Annotated in this window: 11 protein-coding genes and 2 tRNA genes; 10 read left to right on the top strand and 3 right to left on the bottom strand. The window is 61.7% G+C overall.

The window, feature by feature from the left end; genetic code table 11:
* The first annotated feature begins 5 nt into the window (after nucleotides 1-5).
* From B4920_RS08205 to B4920_RS08185, 5 genes are all read left to right on the top strand, one after another.
* Nucleotides 6-1,247 (top strand): PilW family protein, encoded by a 1,242-nt coding sequence (locus B4920_RS08205; RefSeq protein ID WP_079434127.1) that lies wholly within the window; start codon nucleotides 6-8, stop codon nucleotides 1,245-1,247.
* The gene (locus B4920_RS08200; protein WP_139379453.1) at nucleotides 1,205-1,909 is read left to right on the top strand and encodes a hypothetical protein; all 705 of its coding nucleotides are present in this window, start codon (nucleotides 1,205-1,207) and stop codon (nucleotides 1,907-1,909) included. The genes B4920_RS08205 and B4920_RS08200 overlap by 43 nt, the downstream gene beginning before the upstream one ends.
* A 27-nt stretch (nucleotides 1,910-1,936) precedes the next feature.
* Nucleotides 1,937-5,860, top strand: coding sequence for a pilus assembly protein (locus tag B4920_RS08195; RefSeq protein ID WP_161493261.1), 3,924 nt, complete (start codon nucleotides 1,937-1,939; stop codon nucleotides 5,858-5,860).
* A gap of 46 nt (nucleotides 5,861-5,906) precedes the next feature.
* Nucleotides 5,907-5,982, top strand: a tRNA-Thr gene (locus tag B4920_RS08190).
* 120 nt (nucleotides 5,983-6,102) lie between these two features.
* Nucleotides 6,103-6,178, top strand: a tRNA-His gene (locus B4920_RS08185).
* Nucleotides 6,179-6,270: 92 nt separating this feature from the next.
* Here B4920_RS08185 and B4920_RS08180 read toward each other — a convergent pair.
* Nucleotides 6,271-7,722: a DEAD/DEAH box helicase gene (locus B4920_RS08180; protein ID WP_079434124.1), complete on the bottom strand. Its 1,452-nt coding sequence runs from the start codon at nucleotides 7,720-7,722 to the stop codon at nucleotides 6,271-6,273.
* An 80-nt stretch (nucleotides 7,723-7,802) separates the two neighbouring features.
* Nucleotides 7,803-8,885: a 23S rRNA (cytidine(2498)-2'-O)-methyltransferase RlmM gene (gene rlmM, locus B4920_RS08175; RefSeq protein ID WP_079434123.1), complete on the bottom strand. Its 1,083-nt coding sequence runs from the start codon at nucleotides 8,883-8,885 to the stop codon at nucleotides 7,803-7,805.
* A 163-nt stretch (nucleotides 8,886-9,048) separates the two neighbouring features.
* Here rlmM and B4920_RS08170 point away from each other — a divergent pair, with 163 nt between their 5' ends.
* From B4920_RS08170 to B4920_RS08160, 3 genes are read left to right on the top strand one after another with little or no spacing between them, the layout of a single operon-like run.
* Complete coding sequence (locus tag B4920_RS08170) at nucleotides 9,049-10,086, top strand: aldo/keto reductase (protein WP_079434122.1); 1,038 nt, start codon at nucleotides 9,049-9,051, stop codon at nucleotides 10,084-10,086.
* 34 nt (nucleotides 10,087-10,120) lie between these two features.
* On the top strand, nucleotides 10,121-11,461 hold the full coding sequence (locus B4920_RS08165; protein ID WP_254050875.1) for an HD-GYP domain-containing protein: 1,341 nt from the start codon (nucleotides 10,121-10,123) through the stop codon (nucleotides 11,459-11,461).
* Nucleotides 11,458-13,263: a bifunctional diguanylate cyclase/phosphodiesterase gene (locus B4920_RS08160; protein WP_079434121.1), complete on the top strand. Its 1,806-nt coding sequence runs from the start codon at nucleotides 11,458-11,460 to the stop codon at nucleotides 13,261-13,263. The genes B4920_RS08165 and B4920_RS08160 overlap by 4 nt, the downstream gene beginning before the upstream one ends.
* Before the next feature lie 15 nt (nucleotides 13,264-13,278).
* Here the strand turns inward: B4920_RS08160 and B4920_RS08155 are convergent, their stop codons facing one another.
* Entirely contained in the window at nucleotides 13,279-13,725 is a 447-nt protein-coding gene (locus B4920_RS08155) for a hypothetical protein (RefSeq protein WP_254050874.1), read from the bottom strand.
* A gap of 147 nt (nucleotides 13,726-13,872) precedes the next feature.
* Here B4920_RS08155 and B4920_RS08150 point away from each other — a divergent pair, with 147 nt between their 5' ends.
* Both B4920_RS08150 and ugpQ read left to right on the top strand, forming a co-directional pair.
* Nucleotides 13,873-15,174: an extracellular solute-binding protein gene (locus B4920_RS08150; RefSeq protein WP_079434120.1), complete on the top strand. Its 1,302-nt coding sequence runs from the start codon at nucleotides 13,873-13,875 to the stop codon at nucleotides 15,172-15,174.
* Nucleotides 15,110-15,946, top strand: a complete 837-nt coding sequence (gene ugpQ / locus B4920_RS08145; protein ID WP_079434119.1) for a glycerophosphodiester phosphodiesterase — start codon at nucleotides 15,110-15,112, stop codon at nucleotides 15,944-15,946. Before B4920_RS08150 ends, ugpQ begins: the two co-directional genes overlap by 65 nt.
* The last annotated feature ends 105 nt before the right edge of the window (nucleotides 15,947-16,051 follow it).

The raw sequence follows: 16,051 nt of genomic DNA, 5'->3' as shown, positions 1-16,051 counted from the left end.
TGGCCATGCGTATGAATCCTGTCTTTGGTCGGCGCTGGCCTGCAAGCGTGCGCGGGGTCAGTCTTGTCGAGGTGATGATTGGCCTGGCCGTAGGGCTGATTGCGTCCCTGGTGGTAATGCGTTCCTTTACTGCCAGCGATATGTTCAGACGCAATATCGGCGGTGCTACGGATTCAGTGCAGACCTTGGCGATTTCGGCGGCCAGGCTGAATGCATTGTTCGAACAAGCCGGCGGATCATTTGCCCAGGGGCGGAATATCTGGGGTTGTAGTCTGAAGGCGAAGCGTAATGGCGTTACGTTGTTGCCGGCGTCGGCTTATCCCGCCCCTTTCAGTGCATTTCCGACAGCGGTCCGGGTGCTGCCGGTAGGTATTCTCGATGGCGGGAGCGGGTCGGATATCCTGATGGTGATGGCCGGGAGTTCGCCTTCGGCAAACCGTGGTATCCCGTTTACGACTTCCGATGGTTCGACCTTGCTGGTGAGCAATCCGAATGGGGTTGCCATCGCCGCTTCTGCGGGTTCCAGTAATGATCTTTTGTTGTCGGTGCCACAGGATCTGGCAGTTGCGCCGGGGGAATGTCAGGTCGTTCAGGTCGCCAGTAACTACTCCAGTGGGCAACCTGTAACCGATGCTTCATTTGGCTACAAGGTCATGCCCGCGTCGGCCGCTGTTGTTGCGCCGGCATCCTATTCAAGCATCCGGCTGAGCAGTGCGAGCTCTTCCTATGGTGTGCTGCCTACGACTATCAGCAGTTTGAGCCCTTCGCTTTTTCATTTGGGAGCTGAGTCTGCGCCGACGTTCTCATTGGTCTCCGTGAATGAAAATGCCGAACTCGTCGAATACGATCTGCTGCAGCGTCGTGGGGCTGAGCCGTTTGGCGAGAACGTGATCCTTATCAAGGCGCGATATGGCGTCGACGATGGTGTCGGTGGTACTCCAAATGACAACGTGGTCGACGAGTGGGTGTCGCCGACCGATTCCGAGTGGACCCTGGCCAAGCTGACGGATGGCAATACGGCGACGGAACAGAAGATCGACCAGATCAAGGCGATCCGGATCGGTGTCATCGTGCGAACGCCCCAGGTCGTGGTCAGCAATACGAGGCCTACGACCCTCGTGTTGTTCGCCGACTTGCCTTCCGCACGCCAGGTCAGCCGGACGTTGAGTACCGAAGAGCAAAGCTATGGTTACCAGGTCTTTGATTGGGTGATCCCGCTGCGCAATATGAAAGCTACGCCCAAATGATCCCGGGTGCCGTCATGTCGTCTCGAATGCATTCCATCGCACCACCGTCCCGTTCCCGGGGGGTCGTGCTGGCCGTTGTGTTGGTGGTTCTCGTCGTCATGATGCTCGGTGGAATCTCGCTGCTCAGATCCATTGATACATCGACGATCCTGTCGGGCAACCTCGCCTTCAGGCGGGACTCGGTCAATCACTCCACGGTAGGGCTCAATGCGGCACTTGCGGCAATGCAAAGGGCTGATTTCAAGAATCAAATCATCGCGGAGTGCGTTCCTACCGCTGCGAGTTGCGGCAGCGCGGCGGCAAAATGGCTGGCGATGAACTACTGGCCGCGCTTGCTTGAGGCTGATAGCAACGGAGTGCCGGTGATCATCAAGAATACGACCACCTTTGACGCTAAGTTCGGAATACAGCCCAGCGCAGCCGATGGAACGCTGGAAGGGGGCAACAAGATCCGTTTCCTTATTGAGCGCATGTGTTCCGATTACGGCCCATCTGATGAAACGAAATGCTCGGTGTCGGATAATTACGAACTGGGTGGATCTTACCGCCAGGACAAGCCAGGGTCTATTTCCCTGCCTTTGTATCGGGTCACCATCCGCAGCGATGGACCGCGAAATACTTTGACGTATACCCAGGCGATTATTACCACGCGCATTAAATAGCTGTTGGTGTCGACAAGGATGCTGGAAATGAGAAAAACGACTTCCTGGTGGCGGTCATGTGCAGCCCTTTCATTGGCCGTCGGTCTGCAGGCGGGGGGGCAGGCCGCCACGACGCCGTTGGCCGATCAGCCCATCCTGGTTGCCGACGTGCCGGCGAATGTGATGCTGGCCTTGTCGGTGGAGTTTCCAACTGCAATCACGCAGGCATATACCTCGACGACGTTTGACCCTGCGGTGCGGTACATCGGCTACTTTGTGCCGGAAAAGTGCTACGACTATGTGACTCAGGGCGGTGTCAGCTATTTCACGCCCAGTGGCGCTCTGGTTTCCGCGGGGTCATGTGGCGGAAAATGGAGTGGAAACTTCATGAATTGGGCCACGATGCAGGGGGCCGACACATTCCGCTGGGTTCTGACCGGTGGCAATCGTCTTATCGATGAGCCGCAGGATTTTGCCCACGCGCCCAGTAGTGCTCCGTTCGGGCGTACCGTACTGCAACGGGCCTATGCATCCACGCAGGGAAGTTATTTGACCACCAACTTTCCCGACCGAATTCTGGCTCAGGCTGATGTGGACAAATATACCGGCCTGGGCAGCCCCTATAACACCGGGGCCGTCTGGATTCGCAACGGCGGTATGGGAACTCAGGTCCGTTTTGGGCAGGTCAAGGTGACCACTACCACAACGACATCCCATGGTCGCACGACGACGACGACGACGACCAATCCATGGACATGGAATTCCCAAAGCAGCTGCGATTCCGGTGTGGCGTGTTCATTGTGGAACGTAAATGTCGAGGTCTGTCGCGACGACAGCACGGGTGCGGCGAGCTCCGAAGCGAATTGCGTTGCGTACAAGGATTCAACCGGGACCAAGACGGTTTATAAGCCTGTTGGCCTGATGCAGCGCAATAAGGGCAAGATGTATTTTGGTGCTTTCGGCTACCTGGCACTGAATTCTGATCCGACTACGGACGCAAGTGGCGTTGCGAATAACCAGAAGGATGGCGGCGTCCTGCGTTCAAAGGTTCAGTCCATCGATGATGAGATATCGGAAACGGGATATTTCTATACCAATCCGTACGGTGCGACTGACGTAACCAATAGCGGAACGATCAATTATCTGAACAAGTTCGGCCTGAACTCGCAAGGCTACAAATATTATGACCCGGTGAGCGAGCTTTATGCTGAGGTTATCAAGTACTTCAGGCATTTGTCTCCCACTGCCAGTTATGTGTCCGGGTTGAATTCAGCGCTGAAGGACGGCTTTCCGGTCATCACGAACTGGAACGATCCGGCCGCTGATGCAAAATATCCGAACAGTGGGCCGTTGGCATGCAAAAAGAATTACATAATTGGTGTCGGCGATACGAATACCAATTACGACTGGAATCTTTCGGGATCGACTTACTCGAACCCGTCCCGCAGCCCCATCGCGCCAGCTGATGTGGACTGGGCGATGGGTACGTTTCAGACGGCCAAGGCTTGGACGGACGAAGTCGGTCGTTTGGAGTCGATTTCTTCCTTGGGAACGCGGCGTTCAAATGCCGGCGCCAATGGCAATGGGAGTTATTTGATAGCCGGTCTGGCGTACTACGCACACTCCTCGGATCTCAGGTCGGATCTCTCCGGAACCCAAACGGTCAGTACATATTGGATGGACGTGATGGAGAACGGCTACATCGATAAGAATCAGTACTGGCTGGCGGCCAAATATGGGGGCTATGTCAAGCAGAACGGATCGATAGGCCAGTTCTCCAGCGGGGACTATTGGAACAGGGCTGGCAACAAGTTCGGAACCTACGACCTGCCGGACAACTACTACACCGCCAACAGTCCCGACAAGATGAAGGCCGGCCTCGAGTCGGCATTCCAGAGCATTGCAGCGGGGAGCGGTGCAGCGACCGGGGCCGCGCTGTCGGCTTCCACGGTCAGCGCGACGTCGGGGGGAGCGAATACCTATCAGAGTTACTACGATGCTGCGCTGTGGACCGGCGACGTCAAGGCCGTGCAGGTCAATTCGGTCGACCCCAGCCTGGCATTGAGCTCCCAGAGTCAATCGACGGCCTTGTGGAGCGCAGCGGCCAAACTGGACGCCCTGGGCAGTGGTGGGCGCAAGATTGTGACCATGGCGCCGACGGACCGGACGCTCGTGTCGCCGACCCCGGCTAATTTGGCGGCCACTCCTTTTCAGTGGGCTAATTTGAGTGGCACTCAACAACTCAATCTGAGCAGGACGGCCGCTTTACCGGCGGGTGATGCGACGGATGGTCAGCGCATCCTGAATTACCTGAGAGGGGACCGCACGTACGAGAGTACTGCGAGTACTTCCAACCTCTATCGACAAAGAGGCGGGCTGCTGGGCGATATCGTTGACTCCAAGGTTGTTTATCTCGGCGATCCGGAAGCCAGTTATTCCGATAGTGCCAACCCCGGTTATTCCACATTCAAAACGGCCAATACGGGTCGGCGCCCGATGATTTTTGTCGGGGCCAATGATGGCATGTTCCACGCATTTGATGCGGGGACGTCGTCAAATGCGGGTAACGAAGTGATGGCCGTCGTGCCTTATTCGCTGTACGCGGGGCCGGACGCCAATCCGGAGGTGAGTGGCATACAGGCTCTTGCCCGCAAGACTTATGCCCATCGCTATTACATGGACGCGACTGCGGAGATTCGGGATGTCGACTTTGCCAGAACTGGCGGGAAATTGAGTTCCTTCAGCTCTTCACTTGCAGCTGATTGGCGCAGCTTATTGGTGGTCGGTCAGGGTAAAGGGGGGCGTAGTTTCATCGCGATGGACGTGACGAATTTTACGACCTTGCCTTCGACGGAGACGGCTGCGGCCGGGAAGGTCTTGTGGGAGTACACACATGCCGATATGGGGTTCAGTTTTGGGCGGCCGCTGATAGCCAAGACCCGTCGTTGGGGGTGGGTCGTAATCTTGACCGGTGGTTACAACAATACTTCGGGAGGCCGGCCCGGACAGGGGGTGCTTTTCATTTTGAATGCAAAGACCGGAGCGCTGCTGGGATCGACCCCGGTTTATACGGGGAGCGGTTCGCAGACTTCGCCTTCGGGCTTTGCCCAAATTGAGGGATATACGCCCAGTTATCAGGATTACACGCTCGACTATGTCTATGGCGGGGATCTGGACGGCAAGTTGTGGCGCTTCAATTTCACCAGCGAGACCCAGGATCTTCCCCCGGTGGAGCAGATTGCTGAATTCTCGGTGGATGGGGTAGGCCAGCCAATTACGACGGCACCGAAGATCGAATACTCTGCGGACGATCTCAAGCGCTATGTTTTTGTTGGTACGGGACGCCTGCTGGCTACCGAAGACCAGAACAACACGCAGCAGCAAACGATGTATGCGGTGCGGGATGGGACCAGGAGCATGGCTTTCGGTTCGGAGAGCAATCAGGCGGCATTTCCTACTGGATTTTCGGCTTTTCCGGTAAGGCGCGGGAACCTCGTGCAAGTTACCGATCTGTTGGCGGGAGCCAGTTTGTCGGCAAGTACCCCGATGGGTTGGTATTACGACCTGACGGGCACGCAGATGCAGACCATCAATGGTGCGAATACGCTAGTCAGCAGGGAGCGTGTCGTTTTCAGTCTGCAGGCGAACGATGGTGTGTTGACGTGGGTCGGGACGATCATGACCAACGACCCCTGCAGCGCGAGCGTGACGGGGACGCTCTATTCCGTTCATTATGGCAGCGGCCAGAGCGTCCTTACAGCGCTCAATGCCCAGGGTTTGAGTTCGACGGTGCCTTATTTGGCTGGTATTTCCGGACTGACGGACACGACGCTCATTCGATTCCGTACCAGCACCGGTCAGAGTATTCGGATATTGGGTACCGATGTGACAGGTTCTTCAAAGCTATATGGAAGTTCGATTTCAGAGGCTGGGGAGCCACGGGTTGTAAACTGGCGAATCATTCGTGAGTGAGTGTTGCATGAGGATAGGGTGATCTGTATAATGCGCAGCTCTTGGAGCCGCTGTAGCTCAGTCGGTAGAGCAGCGCATTCGTAATGCGAAGGTCACCAGTTCGATTCCGGTCAGCGGCACCATTAAAAATAATGGCATTCAGGCCAACTCTCAAGAGTTGGCCTTTTTGCTGAGGCTTGTGTCGTCCGGGATGTGAATAGCGGTCGGCAAAGTCTTTAGAAATGATTTTGAAGTTGGCAGTGGCGGCATTAGCTCAGTTGGTAGAGCACTGGATTGTGATTCCAGGTGTCACCGGTTCGAAACCGGTATGTCGCCCCAGAATACATAGCAAAAAGCCCTGAGAGATCAGGGCTTTTTGCTTTTTGTGGCAATGCTCTGTGACAGCATTGCCAATAAGGTGGCTTGTCTTCTCAGGTCTTGCGCCCTAGCCCGCCGAGCAGGAAGGCAATGGGGCGCTGGGCCTTGTGAATTTCGCGTCCGGCGGTGGGCGCTGCGCCGGCCGCCTGCTGGGGCGGGGTGCCTGCAGGGGCTTCATAAGGCTTGCTGAAGTCGAAGCCGTCTGCTGCGATATGGCTGGGTTGGCGGCTGCGCGTGGGGGAAGAGCGCTCCCGCTCGGGGCGCTTGCGGCGTTCGGCCGGGCTGCTTTCGGGCTGCTGGCGGGAGGTCGCTGCGGGCGCCTTGCGACGGCGGCCCGATTCTCCTTCGAAGAAGTCTGCTTCCGGCTCGTAGCCCTGGACGACTTCCTGTCGGATCTCCAGCTTGATCAGTTTCTGGATGTCCGCCAGGCGATGGCGTTCTTCCGCGCTGACGAGGGATACCGCCTTGCCCTTCTTGCCCGCGCGGCCGGTCCGGCCGATGCGGTGGACGTAGTCTTCTGCAGTATGGGGAAGTTCGAAGTTGATCACCGATGGCAGGTCTTCGATGTCGAGACCGCGGGCGGCCACGTCGGTGGCCACCAGCACACGAATCTTGCCGCTCTTGAAGTTCTCGAGCGTTTCGGTGCGTGCCTGCTGGCTCTTGTCGCCGTGGATGGAGTCCGCGGAGATCTCGTGGCGCTCCAGGAAGTGGGCCAGTCGGCTGCAGGCGAACTTGGTGTCCACGAAAACCAGCACCTGATTGGCCTCGTCTTCATGGCGGATCAGGTGGGCCAGCAGGTTGCGCTTGAGGCCGCTGGAAACCGGGTGGACGATGTGGCTGATCGTCTCGCTGACCATGTTGCGCCGGGCCACCTCGATCAGCTGCGGGTTCTTCAGCATCTGGTCGGCGAGCTTCTTGATCTCATCCGAGAAGGTGGCCGAGAACAGCAGGCTCTGGCGGTTGCTGGGCAGCAGGGCGAGGATGCGACGGATGTCCGGGATGAAGCCCATGTCGAGCATGCGGTCGGCTTCGTCGAGAATCAGAAACTCGACCTGGCCGAGGGCAATGGTCTTTTGCTGGACGTGGTCGAGCAGGCGGCCCGGGGTCGCCACGACGATTTCGATGCCGCGGCGCAGTTCCTGGATTTGCGGGTTCATGTCGACGCCGCCATAAATGCAGGTGCTGCGCAGGGGCAGATGCTTGGAGTACATCTTGACCGACTCGAATACCTGCATGGCCAGCTCACGCGTCGGCGCCAGGATCAGGGCCCGCACCGGGTGGCGAGCCGGGCTGGTCGACGTGCTGGCATGGCGGGCCAGGCGGTTGAGCAGCGGAAGCGTGAAGCCGGCCGTCTTGCCGGTACCCGTCTGGGCGCCGCCCATGACGTCATGTCCAGCGAGGACCACGGGAATGGCCTGGCGCTGGATGGGTGTGGGTTCGGTGTAGCCGGCGTCGGTGACGGCCTGCAGAATTTCAGGGATGAGCCCGAGTTCGGAAAACGACATGGATGTGATCACGATCGCGGTACGGCGGGTTTAGTGCACCGCACCATTTAAGTAGGCGGACATTATACATCGACGCGCCCTCAGCGCCGCGTCAGATAGCAGGTGACCTCTTCCCGGTCATGGTAAAGGTGCTTGATTCTCAATGTGTATTTGATGCCGGCGGGGCGCAGGCGCTGGTCGATGAGGGCGCGGCAGCGCTCTACTTCCTCATGCCGGCGCTTCATCGGCAGCTTGAGGTTGAAGATGGTGTGCCGGCAGCGTCCACTGGCGATCCACTCAGCCATCAGGGGGGCGATGCGGGAGGGCTGTTCGACCATGTCGCAGACCATCCACTCGACGGGCTTCTTCGGGCGCCAGGTGAAGCCGTCGGCACGCTGGTGGGTGATGAGTCCGGTGGCCAGCGCCGATGGGGCAAGCGGGCCATTGTCGATGGCGGTGACCCGCAGGCCGCGGCTGGCCAGCTGCCAGCTCCAGCCGCCGGGTGAGGCGCCCAGGTCCACCGCTTGCAGGCCGGCGCGCAAGGTCGCTTGCTGCTCTGCCGGTGTCAGCAGGGTGAGGATGGCCTCCGCCAGCTTGAGGGTGGAGCGGCTTGGTGCTTCCTTCGGCATGCGCAGGCGCGGGATGCCCATCGGCCACGGTGAGGATTCGCTGGGCAGGCTGATGCCGATCCAGGCCTGACGACTGCCGACGAGGAATAGATGCAGGCGCGGCAAGTGGGGCGTGTCGGGCCGCAGCAGGCCGGCCTGGTTCAGTGATTCCTGCAGCAAGGGGCCGAAGCGCTTCAGGAAGCCCGATTGTTCTTTGCCGTCGTTGGTGTCGGGCGTCTCCAGCAGCAGGGCGGAGAAGCGTTCACCGAAGGATTGGATGGCTTGTTTCAAGGGCGTCAGCCGGTCGCGTTCAGGCAGGTCGTCGATGATCGCCAGGACCTGAAAGGCCTGGCGGGCGAAGATCAGCCGCGAAATGTCGAGGCGCCGCCGTATCTCGTCATGGGGGGCCGGGACGTCCAGGGCCAGGTATACGAAGCCGCTGTTGTTGCGCGTATCGATCCGGCCGGCGAGGCGTCGGCTTTCCGTCAGGAGTTCCTGAGCGGCATCGGTTTCGAAGCCGGGGCGGCATTGAACGAGTACGCCGAGCGCCGGGTGGGGCTGGTTGACAGACAACATGGAGGACTGGATGAGTGCCGTGGCAGGATGGATGTGTAGAATTCCGGAATACCCAGCGGCCACTGCCGTCATTTCCCGGCGCGGTGGGCGGGCCGACTGGAGCCGGATGATAACCGATCGTCGCGCCGGGGCCGTCTCTTTGCCGGGTTTTGGGAGCTATTTCATGGAATATCGCCAGTTGGGCAACAGCGACCTGCAGGTTTCGTCCGTTTGCCTCGGTACGATGACCTTTGGTCGGCAGAACACCGAGGCAGAGGGGCACGCCCAGCTCGATGCGGCCTTCGCCCACGGCGTGAATTTCATCGATGCGGCGGAGATGTATCCGGTGCCGGCCCAGGCCGAGACTTACGGGGCGACCGAGACCATCGTGGGGTCATGGTTGAAGGGGCAGGCCCGCGACAAGGTCGTGCTGGCCACCAAGGTGGCCGGGCCGGCGCGTGGGATGGGGTGGATCCGCGGCGGGCCGCTGGCCCTCGACCGGGACAACATCCGGGCGGCACTGGAAGGGAGCCTCCGCAGGCTCGGCACGGATTACATCGATTTGTACCAGTTGCACTGGCCGGCCCGCAACCAGCCGATGTTCGGGCAGTGGCGCTTCGATCCGGATGCCGAGCACGCGGCCACGCCGATCCGTGAGCAGCTGGCAGCGCTGGGCGAACTGGTTCGTGAGGGCAAGATCCGTTATGTAGGGCTGTCCAACGAACATCCCTGGGGCGTGATGGAGTTTCTGCGGGCTGCCGACGAGCTGGGGCTGCCGCGCGTCGTCACCATCCAGAACGCCTACAATCTGCTTAATCGAGTTTTCGAGCAGGGACTCTCCGAGGTGTGCTTTCGCGAGAACATCAGCCTGCTGCCGTATTCCGTGCTGGCGTTCGGCCACCTGACGGGCAAGTATCTCGACGACCCGGCGGCATCCGGCCGGATCTCCCTGTTCCCTAGCTTCGGTCAGCGTTACGACAAGCCGAATGTCCGTCCGGCGGTGGCGGCCTATGTGGATCTGGCCCGGCAGCATGGCTTGACGGGAACCGAGTTGGCGATTGCTTTTGCGGCCGCCCAGCCGCTGGTGGGCAGCACCATCCTAGGGGCAACTTCGGTCGCGCAGCTCCAGGCCAATCTGCGGGCGGCCGGGCAGAAGTTGCCGGAAGCCGTCTTGGCCGGGATAAACGCGATACACCTGCAGTTTACGAATCCGGCCCCTTGACCGCAGGGACCGGTCGTCGTTCGGGAGAAGTGCGTTGAGGGAAATCGTAGCCGCCCGCGATCTGAGCATCGGCATGTTCGTGGCCGAGCTGGATCGCCCCTGGCTGGAGTCACCGTTCCTGCTGCAGGGATTTCTGATCGAGGATGCGACGATTCTCGAGCAGGTGCGGCGGGAATGCCGCTTCGTGTACGTGGACCGGAGCCGTTCCGTCGGCGAGGCCTGGCGCCCTGATCCGAAAGAGCAGGAGGGGCTGCGGGGACGCCGGCCGGCTGCGGGCGCTCTGCAGGCGGAGTTGGCGGGGCGGCGGCGTCCGCTCGATTTCTTTGCGCTGTTGCGGGCGCTGCGTTCGGGGGGGCTGGGAGAGCAGGGCGAGGGTGAAGCCGTCGATGTCGGTGCGCCGGGCGTTAATGCCGCCGAAACGGAAGTTCCCCTTGAGACCGAAATCGCCGCGGTACTCCCGGTCATCGCGCGTGCCCAGGGTGTGCTCGAGCAGATTGCCCATGACGTGCAGAGCAGTCTCAACCCTGATCTCGAGCGGGTGCGCAGCGTTGTGGCGGAAATGGTGCTGAGCGTCGCACGCAATCCGGATGCCCTGTTGTGGCTGGTGCGTCTCAAGCAGACGGACCGATACAGTTACGACCATTCCCTTGATGTGGCCGCCCACGTGATGATCTTCGGACGGGCGCTGGGCCTGGGTGAGGACGCCATCTCGACCCTTGGCATAGCTGGCATGCTGCAGGACGTGGGCAAGCTGCGCCTGCCTCATCGTCTGCTGCACAAATCCGGCGGATTGACATCCACGGAGTACGAGATCTTCAAGACGCATGTAGACTATTCAAAGCAGATCCTGTCCGCATCGCCCCATGCAAGTCAGTTGATGCTCGAAATCGTCGCAAAGCACCACGAGCGGGTGGACGGCAGCGGCTATCCAGTCGGTCTGCGCGGAGAGGCTGTCGGCATCATGGCCGAGATCGCCGGCATCTGCGACGTCTATTGCGCGATGACCCGCGAGCGTCCCTACGGGCCGGCGGAGAGTTCCCAGGCGGCACTCGATGCGGTGCGTGCCCAGCGCGGCACACGCTTCTCCGAGAGTGTTGTCGATCAGTTCGTGCAGTGCATCGGCCTTTATCCCGTCGGCACCCTGGTCGAGCTCAATTCCGGCGAAGTTGCGGTCGTCGTCGCGCAGAACCGCATCCGCCGCCTCAAGCCGAGGGTGATGATTCTCCTTGGGCCGGACAAGAAGCCGAACACCTATCCCCAGACGGTGGATCTCCTGTACGACCGGCCAGGCGCGGTCGGTGAGCAGTATTTCATCGTGAAGGCCTTGCCGCCCGGGGCGTATGGCCTGGTTCCCTCCGAGTTCTATCTGGCATGAATACGCCAGCCCTCCGACCTGGTGGTTTTTTGGTGCCGACCTTCGAGGGGGACGCCCTGGCACGCCTGCTGTTGCGCTACGGCATCGGTCCGGCGGAGCAGGCGGCGATCCGGGCCTTTGGGCGGATCGTCGATCCCGCAGTGCTGGCGGCGGGGCTTGCCGAGCGCTTCGGGCTCCTTGGCGAGGAGGAGGGTGGGCCTCCGTTGGTGACGTTCTGTGCCGGCCTCACCCGCTGTGTCGAGTGGGATTTCTCGTCGGCCTGGCTCCAGGATCTGGTGGGGCGCTGGCTTGAGTGCTATCTGGCCGGTGCGGTGACCGAATTCCCCTTCCTCGCAATCGAGGCGCTGCTGGCGGATTGTCGGACCCAGTTGCTCGGCGAGCGGAGCACGGCCCATCGTCTCGAACTGGACATCCAGTCGGCGCTGGTGCGTCTCGGTTGCTGCCTCGGCGGGGTTCTGGCCGACGCGACCGTCGAGCAGGAGCAGGCTTTCCGTATCTGTGCAGAGGACGGTGATCCGGTGCTCGGCATTCCCAATCGACGCCGCTTCCTGGGGCTGCTGGATGAGCACCTGAGGCGAGTCGGAGAGGAAAGCGTGCTCGGGTTGGTGGTCGTCACCGCGGACTGGGGCTGCGCCGCCGACGTGTTGGCGCTGGATGAGCAGGACCACCTGCGCCTGGCCCTGTCCGACGCCATGCGGGCAGTGCTGCGCCCGCGGGACATCCTGTGCGCGCTGGGGAACGCGGAGTGGGCCGTGATCCTGCCCGATCTGCGCGGCTCGGCCCAGGTGTCTCTGGCGGCCTACAAATTGGTGGATGCCTGCGAAGCGGCGCGCAGCAATGCCTTTCCGGCCTTGCGTGGCCGCTTTTGTGCCGGGGGGAGCTGGGCGCCCGAGCATGCCCGGAACGTTCTGGAGCTGGAGCGGACCGCGCGCATGGCCGTCAATGTGGCCCGGCGCTCGGGGCAGCTCTTCGATGTGTATTGTCCCGATGTGGCGCGCCAGGCCGATGGCGATGCGCATTTCGAGACCGAGGTGGCCCGGGCCTTCGAGGCGCGCCAGTTCCAGCTCTATCTTCAGCCGCAGGTGGCCTTGCCGTCCCGTCGCCCGGTGGGGGCCGAGGCTTTGCTGCGGTGGATCGATGGCGACGGAAAGGTGGTGTCGCCGGCGCGGATTCTGCGCGTCTTCGAGCGTCTCGGCCTGATGGCCGATCTGTCGCGCTGGGTGATCCAGCAGGCGGCCCAGAGTCTTGCTGCGCTGGAGGCCGTCGGCTGCGGCCTGCGGATTTCGGCCAATCTCGTGGCGGAGGATCTGCAGGACCCTGAACTGCCCCTGTTCATCCGCCAGACATGCGAGACCTGGCGGATCAGTCCGTCGAACTTGTGCTTCGAGCTGACCGAGGGCGGTCTGGTGTCGAGTGAAGGCATGTCGGTGCGCACGCTGGAGGCGCTGAAGGTGGCTGGCGGTCGTGTGGCGCTGGACGATTTCGGAACCGGCTACTCGTCCATGGACTACCTGCGCCGCCTGCCGGTGGACGAGCTGAAGATCGACAAGTCCTTCGTCGAGCGTATCGTCGAGTCGGGCAGTGATCGCTCCATCGTCGAACTGATGGTGCGTATTGCGCATGCCTTTGGCCTCGAGGTTGTGGCCGAAGGTGTAGAGACCGCGGAAACGGAAAGCATGCTTTCCGACATGGGCTGCGATTGCGCCCAGGGTTATCTATATGCACCGGCGATGTCGGTTGAGGCGTTTATCGCCTGGTGGCGTGACGGAGCCGTCCAGGACGACTCTTCCTCCGTGGGCTGAGCTGTGCTTCGACTCTTATTCTCGGACGCGGCGGCGCTTGCGCGGCGTTTCGTCTGCCGTGGCGGAGTCGGCATCTGCCTTGCTGTCGTCTTCGCCGTTCTTGGCGTCATCCTGGGTCTCGGAGTCGGCATGCTTGGCCTTTGCCGGCTTGGTTCCGGGCGGAGTGGGCGGAGGCGGCGGCGGAAGCTGCGGCGACACCTCGGTGATCTTGTTCTCCGCCATGTAGTCATTCATTTCCTTCCAGCCGGCAAAAACCGCTGCCTTCGACGCGTTCGGGTTGAGCGTGAAGCAGTCTTCGATAGCCCGTCCGGCATGGCGGCAGGCGCTGCCGACGGCTTTGCCTTCGGCTTCGGTCTGAGCCTCGGCCTTGCCGTGGTCGGGAATGCCCAGGCGCTCGCAGCCACCGAGGAGGGCGGCAGCGCTGACAATCGAAAGCATGAGGCGCAAGGAAGGGGTCGTCATGGCTCGCTGATCGCGTTGCATTGCCCCAGTCAACGGCCCTTTGGTGCGGGACTTGAACGTCTTGTCACGAATCCGGGCGGCAGAGTGGGGCGCTTCTTACTATAATCAACCCCTGATTTGCGTCTTCCTGTCGATGGACCCCTCCCAATGAATATCTTGAGTCGTTCCGCCCTGGTGGCGGCTTTCGGCGCTTTGTGCGTCTCCCCGGTCATGGCCGCAGCCAAGTCGCAGCCGGCCGCCAAGCCCCAGGCATCCCGCGCCGCGCCAGCGGATGTCGCGGTGAAAGAAGTCGAACTGGTGCATAGCCTGGGCGCCGACAAGGGCGAGCAACTGCAGAAGCTGGTGGATCGCTACAACGCGACCAACCCGGCGGTGAAGGTGGTGGTGCGTGAGCGCCGCTGGAACGACGGTGCGTTGCCGGACATGATGATCCTCGGTGAGCGGGATCTGCCGGGCTTCCTGACCGGAGCTCCGCGTTACCGTCCCCTCCATCAGGTCATGAAGGAGGCCGGCGAGCGTTTCGAGACCCTGAAGGCCCCGGCCATGATGACGCCGACCCCGCTCGACAGCGCCAATCGCCTGGTCGCCCTGCCGGTCGCTCTGTCGACCCCGGTGCTGTTCTACAACAAGCAGGTCTTCCGTGATGCCGGTGTCGACCCGGATAACGCCCCGAAGACCTGGCAGGCCCTGCAGAAGACCCTTGGTCAACTGGTGGCAAATGGCGCCACCTGTCCTTACACCACGGCCCAGCCGGCCTGGATCCTGGTCGAGAACATGAGCGCCTGGCACAACGAGCCGGTCGTCTCCGAAGGCAAGAAAGCCAGTCTGGCCATCAACGGCATGCTCGAGGTCAAGCATGTGGCCATGCTGTCTTCCTGGGTCAAGGCCCGTTACCTGCATCTCTTCGGTCGCGACGACGAGGCCACCGAGCGCTTCGCCAAGGGGGAGTGCGCGGTGCTCACGGCGCCCTCCGCCGCTTTCCCGACCCTGCAGCGTCAGGCCGGTTTCGACGTCGGTGTGGCGACCCTGCCGTACCACGAGGACTATTACGGTGCGCCGCAGAACACCCTGGCGGACGGTCCGGCCATGTGGATCGCGGCTGGCAAGAAGCCGGCCGAGTACAAGGCCATCGCGCGCTTCGTCAACTTCTGGCTGAGCAGTGAGAGCCAGGTGGAATGGCAGCGTACGGCCGGTTACCTGCCCCTCAATCGCGCTGGCCTACTGGCGTCCGAGAGCCGCCTGTTGGCCACCGATCTGGCGGCCATCCGCGTCGGTGTGCAGCAGCTGGGGCACAAGCCGGTGACTTCTGTCTCCCGGGCGAGCAGCTATCCGCAACGCGCTGCCGTGCGTCGCATCATCGAGGAGGAACTGGAGTCCGTCTGGGATGATCGCAAGCCGTCCAAGCTGGCTCTCGACACCGCGGTGGCGCGGTCGCGGGCGCTGGACTGAGCCCGACTCGGTGATCAAGACCGGCTGGGCCTGGCCCGTGCTGCTGGCACACCGCTGCGGCGGTGCGCTGGCGCCGGAGAACACCCTGGCCGGCCTGGAAATCGCTGCCCGGCTCGGATGCGGGGCGGTCGAGTTCGACGTGATGCTGTCTGCGGACGGACAGCCGGTCCTGATCCACGACGAAACTCTGGAGCGGACGGCCGGGCGCTCCGGCCGGGTTGCGGAGCTGAGCGCCGCAGAATTGTCGGGGGTCGATGTGGGACAGCGCTTCCATCCGGCTTTTGCCGGCGAGACGATACCTGCGTTTGCCGACGCGCTCGACGCATGCCGGCGCTTGGGCCTGGCGGCCAATGTGGAGATCAAGCCGACAGTTGGCCTCGAACGGCAGACCGGCGAGGCCGTAGGGTACAGCCTGCGCGCCATGGATGCCGCGGGTGACCGGCAGGTTCTGCTGTCGTCCTTTTCTGCCGAGGCGCTCGAGGCTGCCGTCGCCGAAGTTCCCCGCTTGCCCAGGGCCTTGCTGGCGGCGTGTTACACGCCGGCTGCGCTGGCCTGCGCACGGCAACTGTCCTGTGTGGCGTTGAACTTGTCGCGGGATGGACTGACCGAGGAGGATGTCGTCGCTGTGCGCGAGGCGGGTCTGGCCGTGATGGTCTATACGGTCAACACGCTCGAGGAGGCCCGGCGTTTCCTGCGCTGGGGTGTTGCCGGTGTGTTTTCCGACCGCCCTGATCGCTTGTTCGGCCTTGTGACCGAATCGTGCATTACCTGATCGCCCCGGCTTGACGCCATCGCGGTCGGCCCCTAACATCGCGTTTTTCCTATTCTGGGCATGGTCTTGTCTCTCACGCAGCTTTACGCGCCGATCGCCGAAGAC

Origin of the sequence: Zoogloea sp. LCSB751, from assembly GCF_002028455.1 — a bacterium.
GTDB lineage: Bacteria > Pseudomonadota > Gammaproteobacteria > Burkholderiales > Rhodocyclaceae > Zoogloea.
The sequence above is the reverse complement of the archived record's forward strand: the minus strand, read 5'-3'. Positions and strand labels throughout refer to the sequence as shown.

Bases quoted from the DNA above. Each gene is read 5' to 3' on its own strand.
- rlmM (WP_079434123.1), bottom strand. From the start codon at position 8,885: ATGTTGTCTGTCAACCAGCCCCACCCGGCGCTCGGCGTACTCGTTCAA.
- B4920_RS08195 (WP_161493261.1), top strand. From the start codon at position 1,937: ATGAGAAAAACGACTTCCTGGTGGCGGTCATGTGCAGCCCTTTCATTG.
- B4920_RS08170 (WP_079434122.1), top strand. From the start codon at position 9,049: ATGGAATATCGCCAGTTGGGCAACAGCGACCTGCAGGTTTCGTCCGTT.
- B4920_RS08205 (WP_079434127.1), top strand. From the start codon at position 6: ATGCGTATGAATCCTGTCTTTGGTCGGCGCTGGCCTGCAAGCGTGCGC.
- B4920_RS08155 (WP_254050874.1), bottom strand. From the start codon at position 13,725: ATGACGACCCCTTCCTTGCGCCTCATGCTTTCGATTGTCAGCGCTGCC.
- B4920_RS08180 (WP_079434124.1), bottom strand. From the start codon at position 7,722: ATGTCGTTTTCCGAACTCGGGCTCATCCCTGAAATTCTGCAGGCCGTC.
- B4920_RS08160 (WP_079434121.1), top strand. From the start codon at position 11,458: ATGAATACGCCAGCCCTCCGACCTGGTGGTTTTTTGGTGCCGACCTTC.
- B4920_RS08150 (WP_079434120.1), top strand. From the start codon at position 13,873: ATGAATATCTTGAGTCGTTCCGCCCTGGTGGCGGCTTTCGGCGCTTTG.
- ugpQ (WP_079434119.1), top strand. From the start codon at position 15,110: ATGATCGCAAGCCGTCCAAGCTGGCTCTCGACACCGCGGTGGCGCGGT.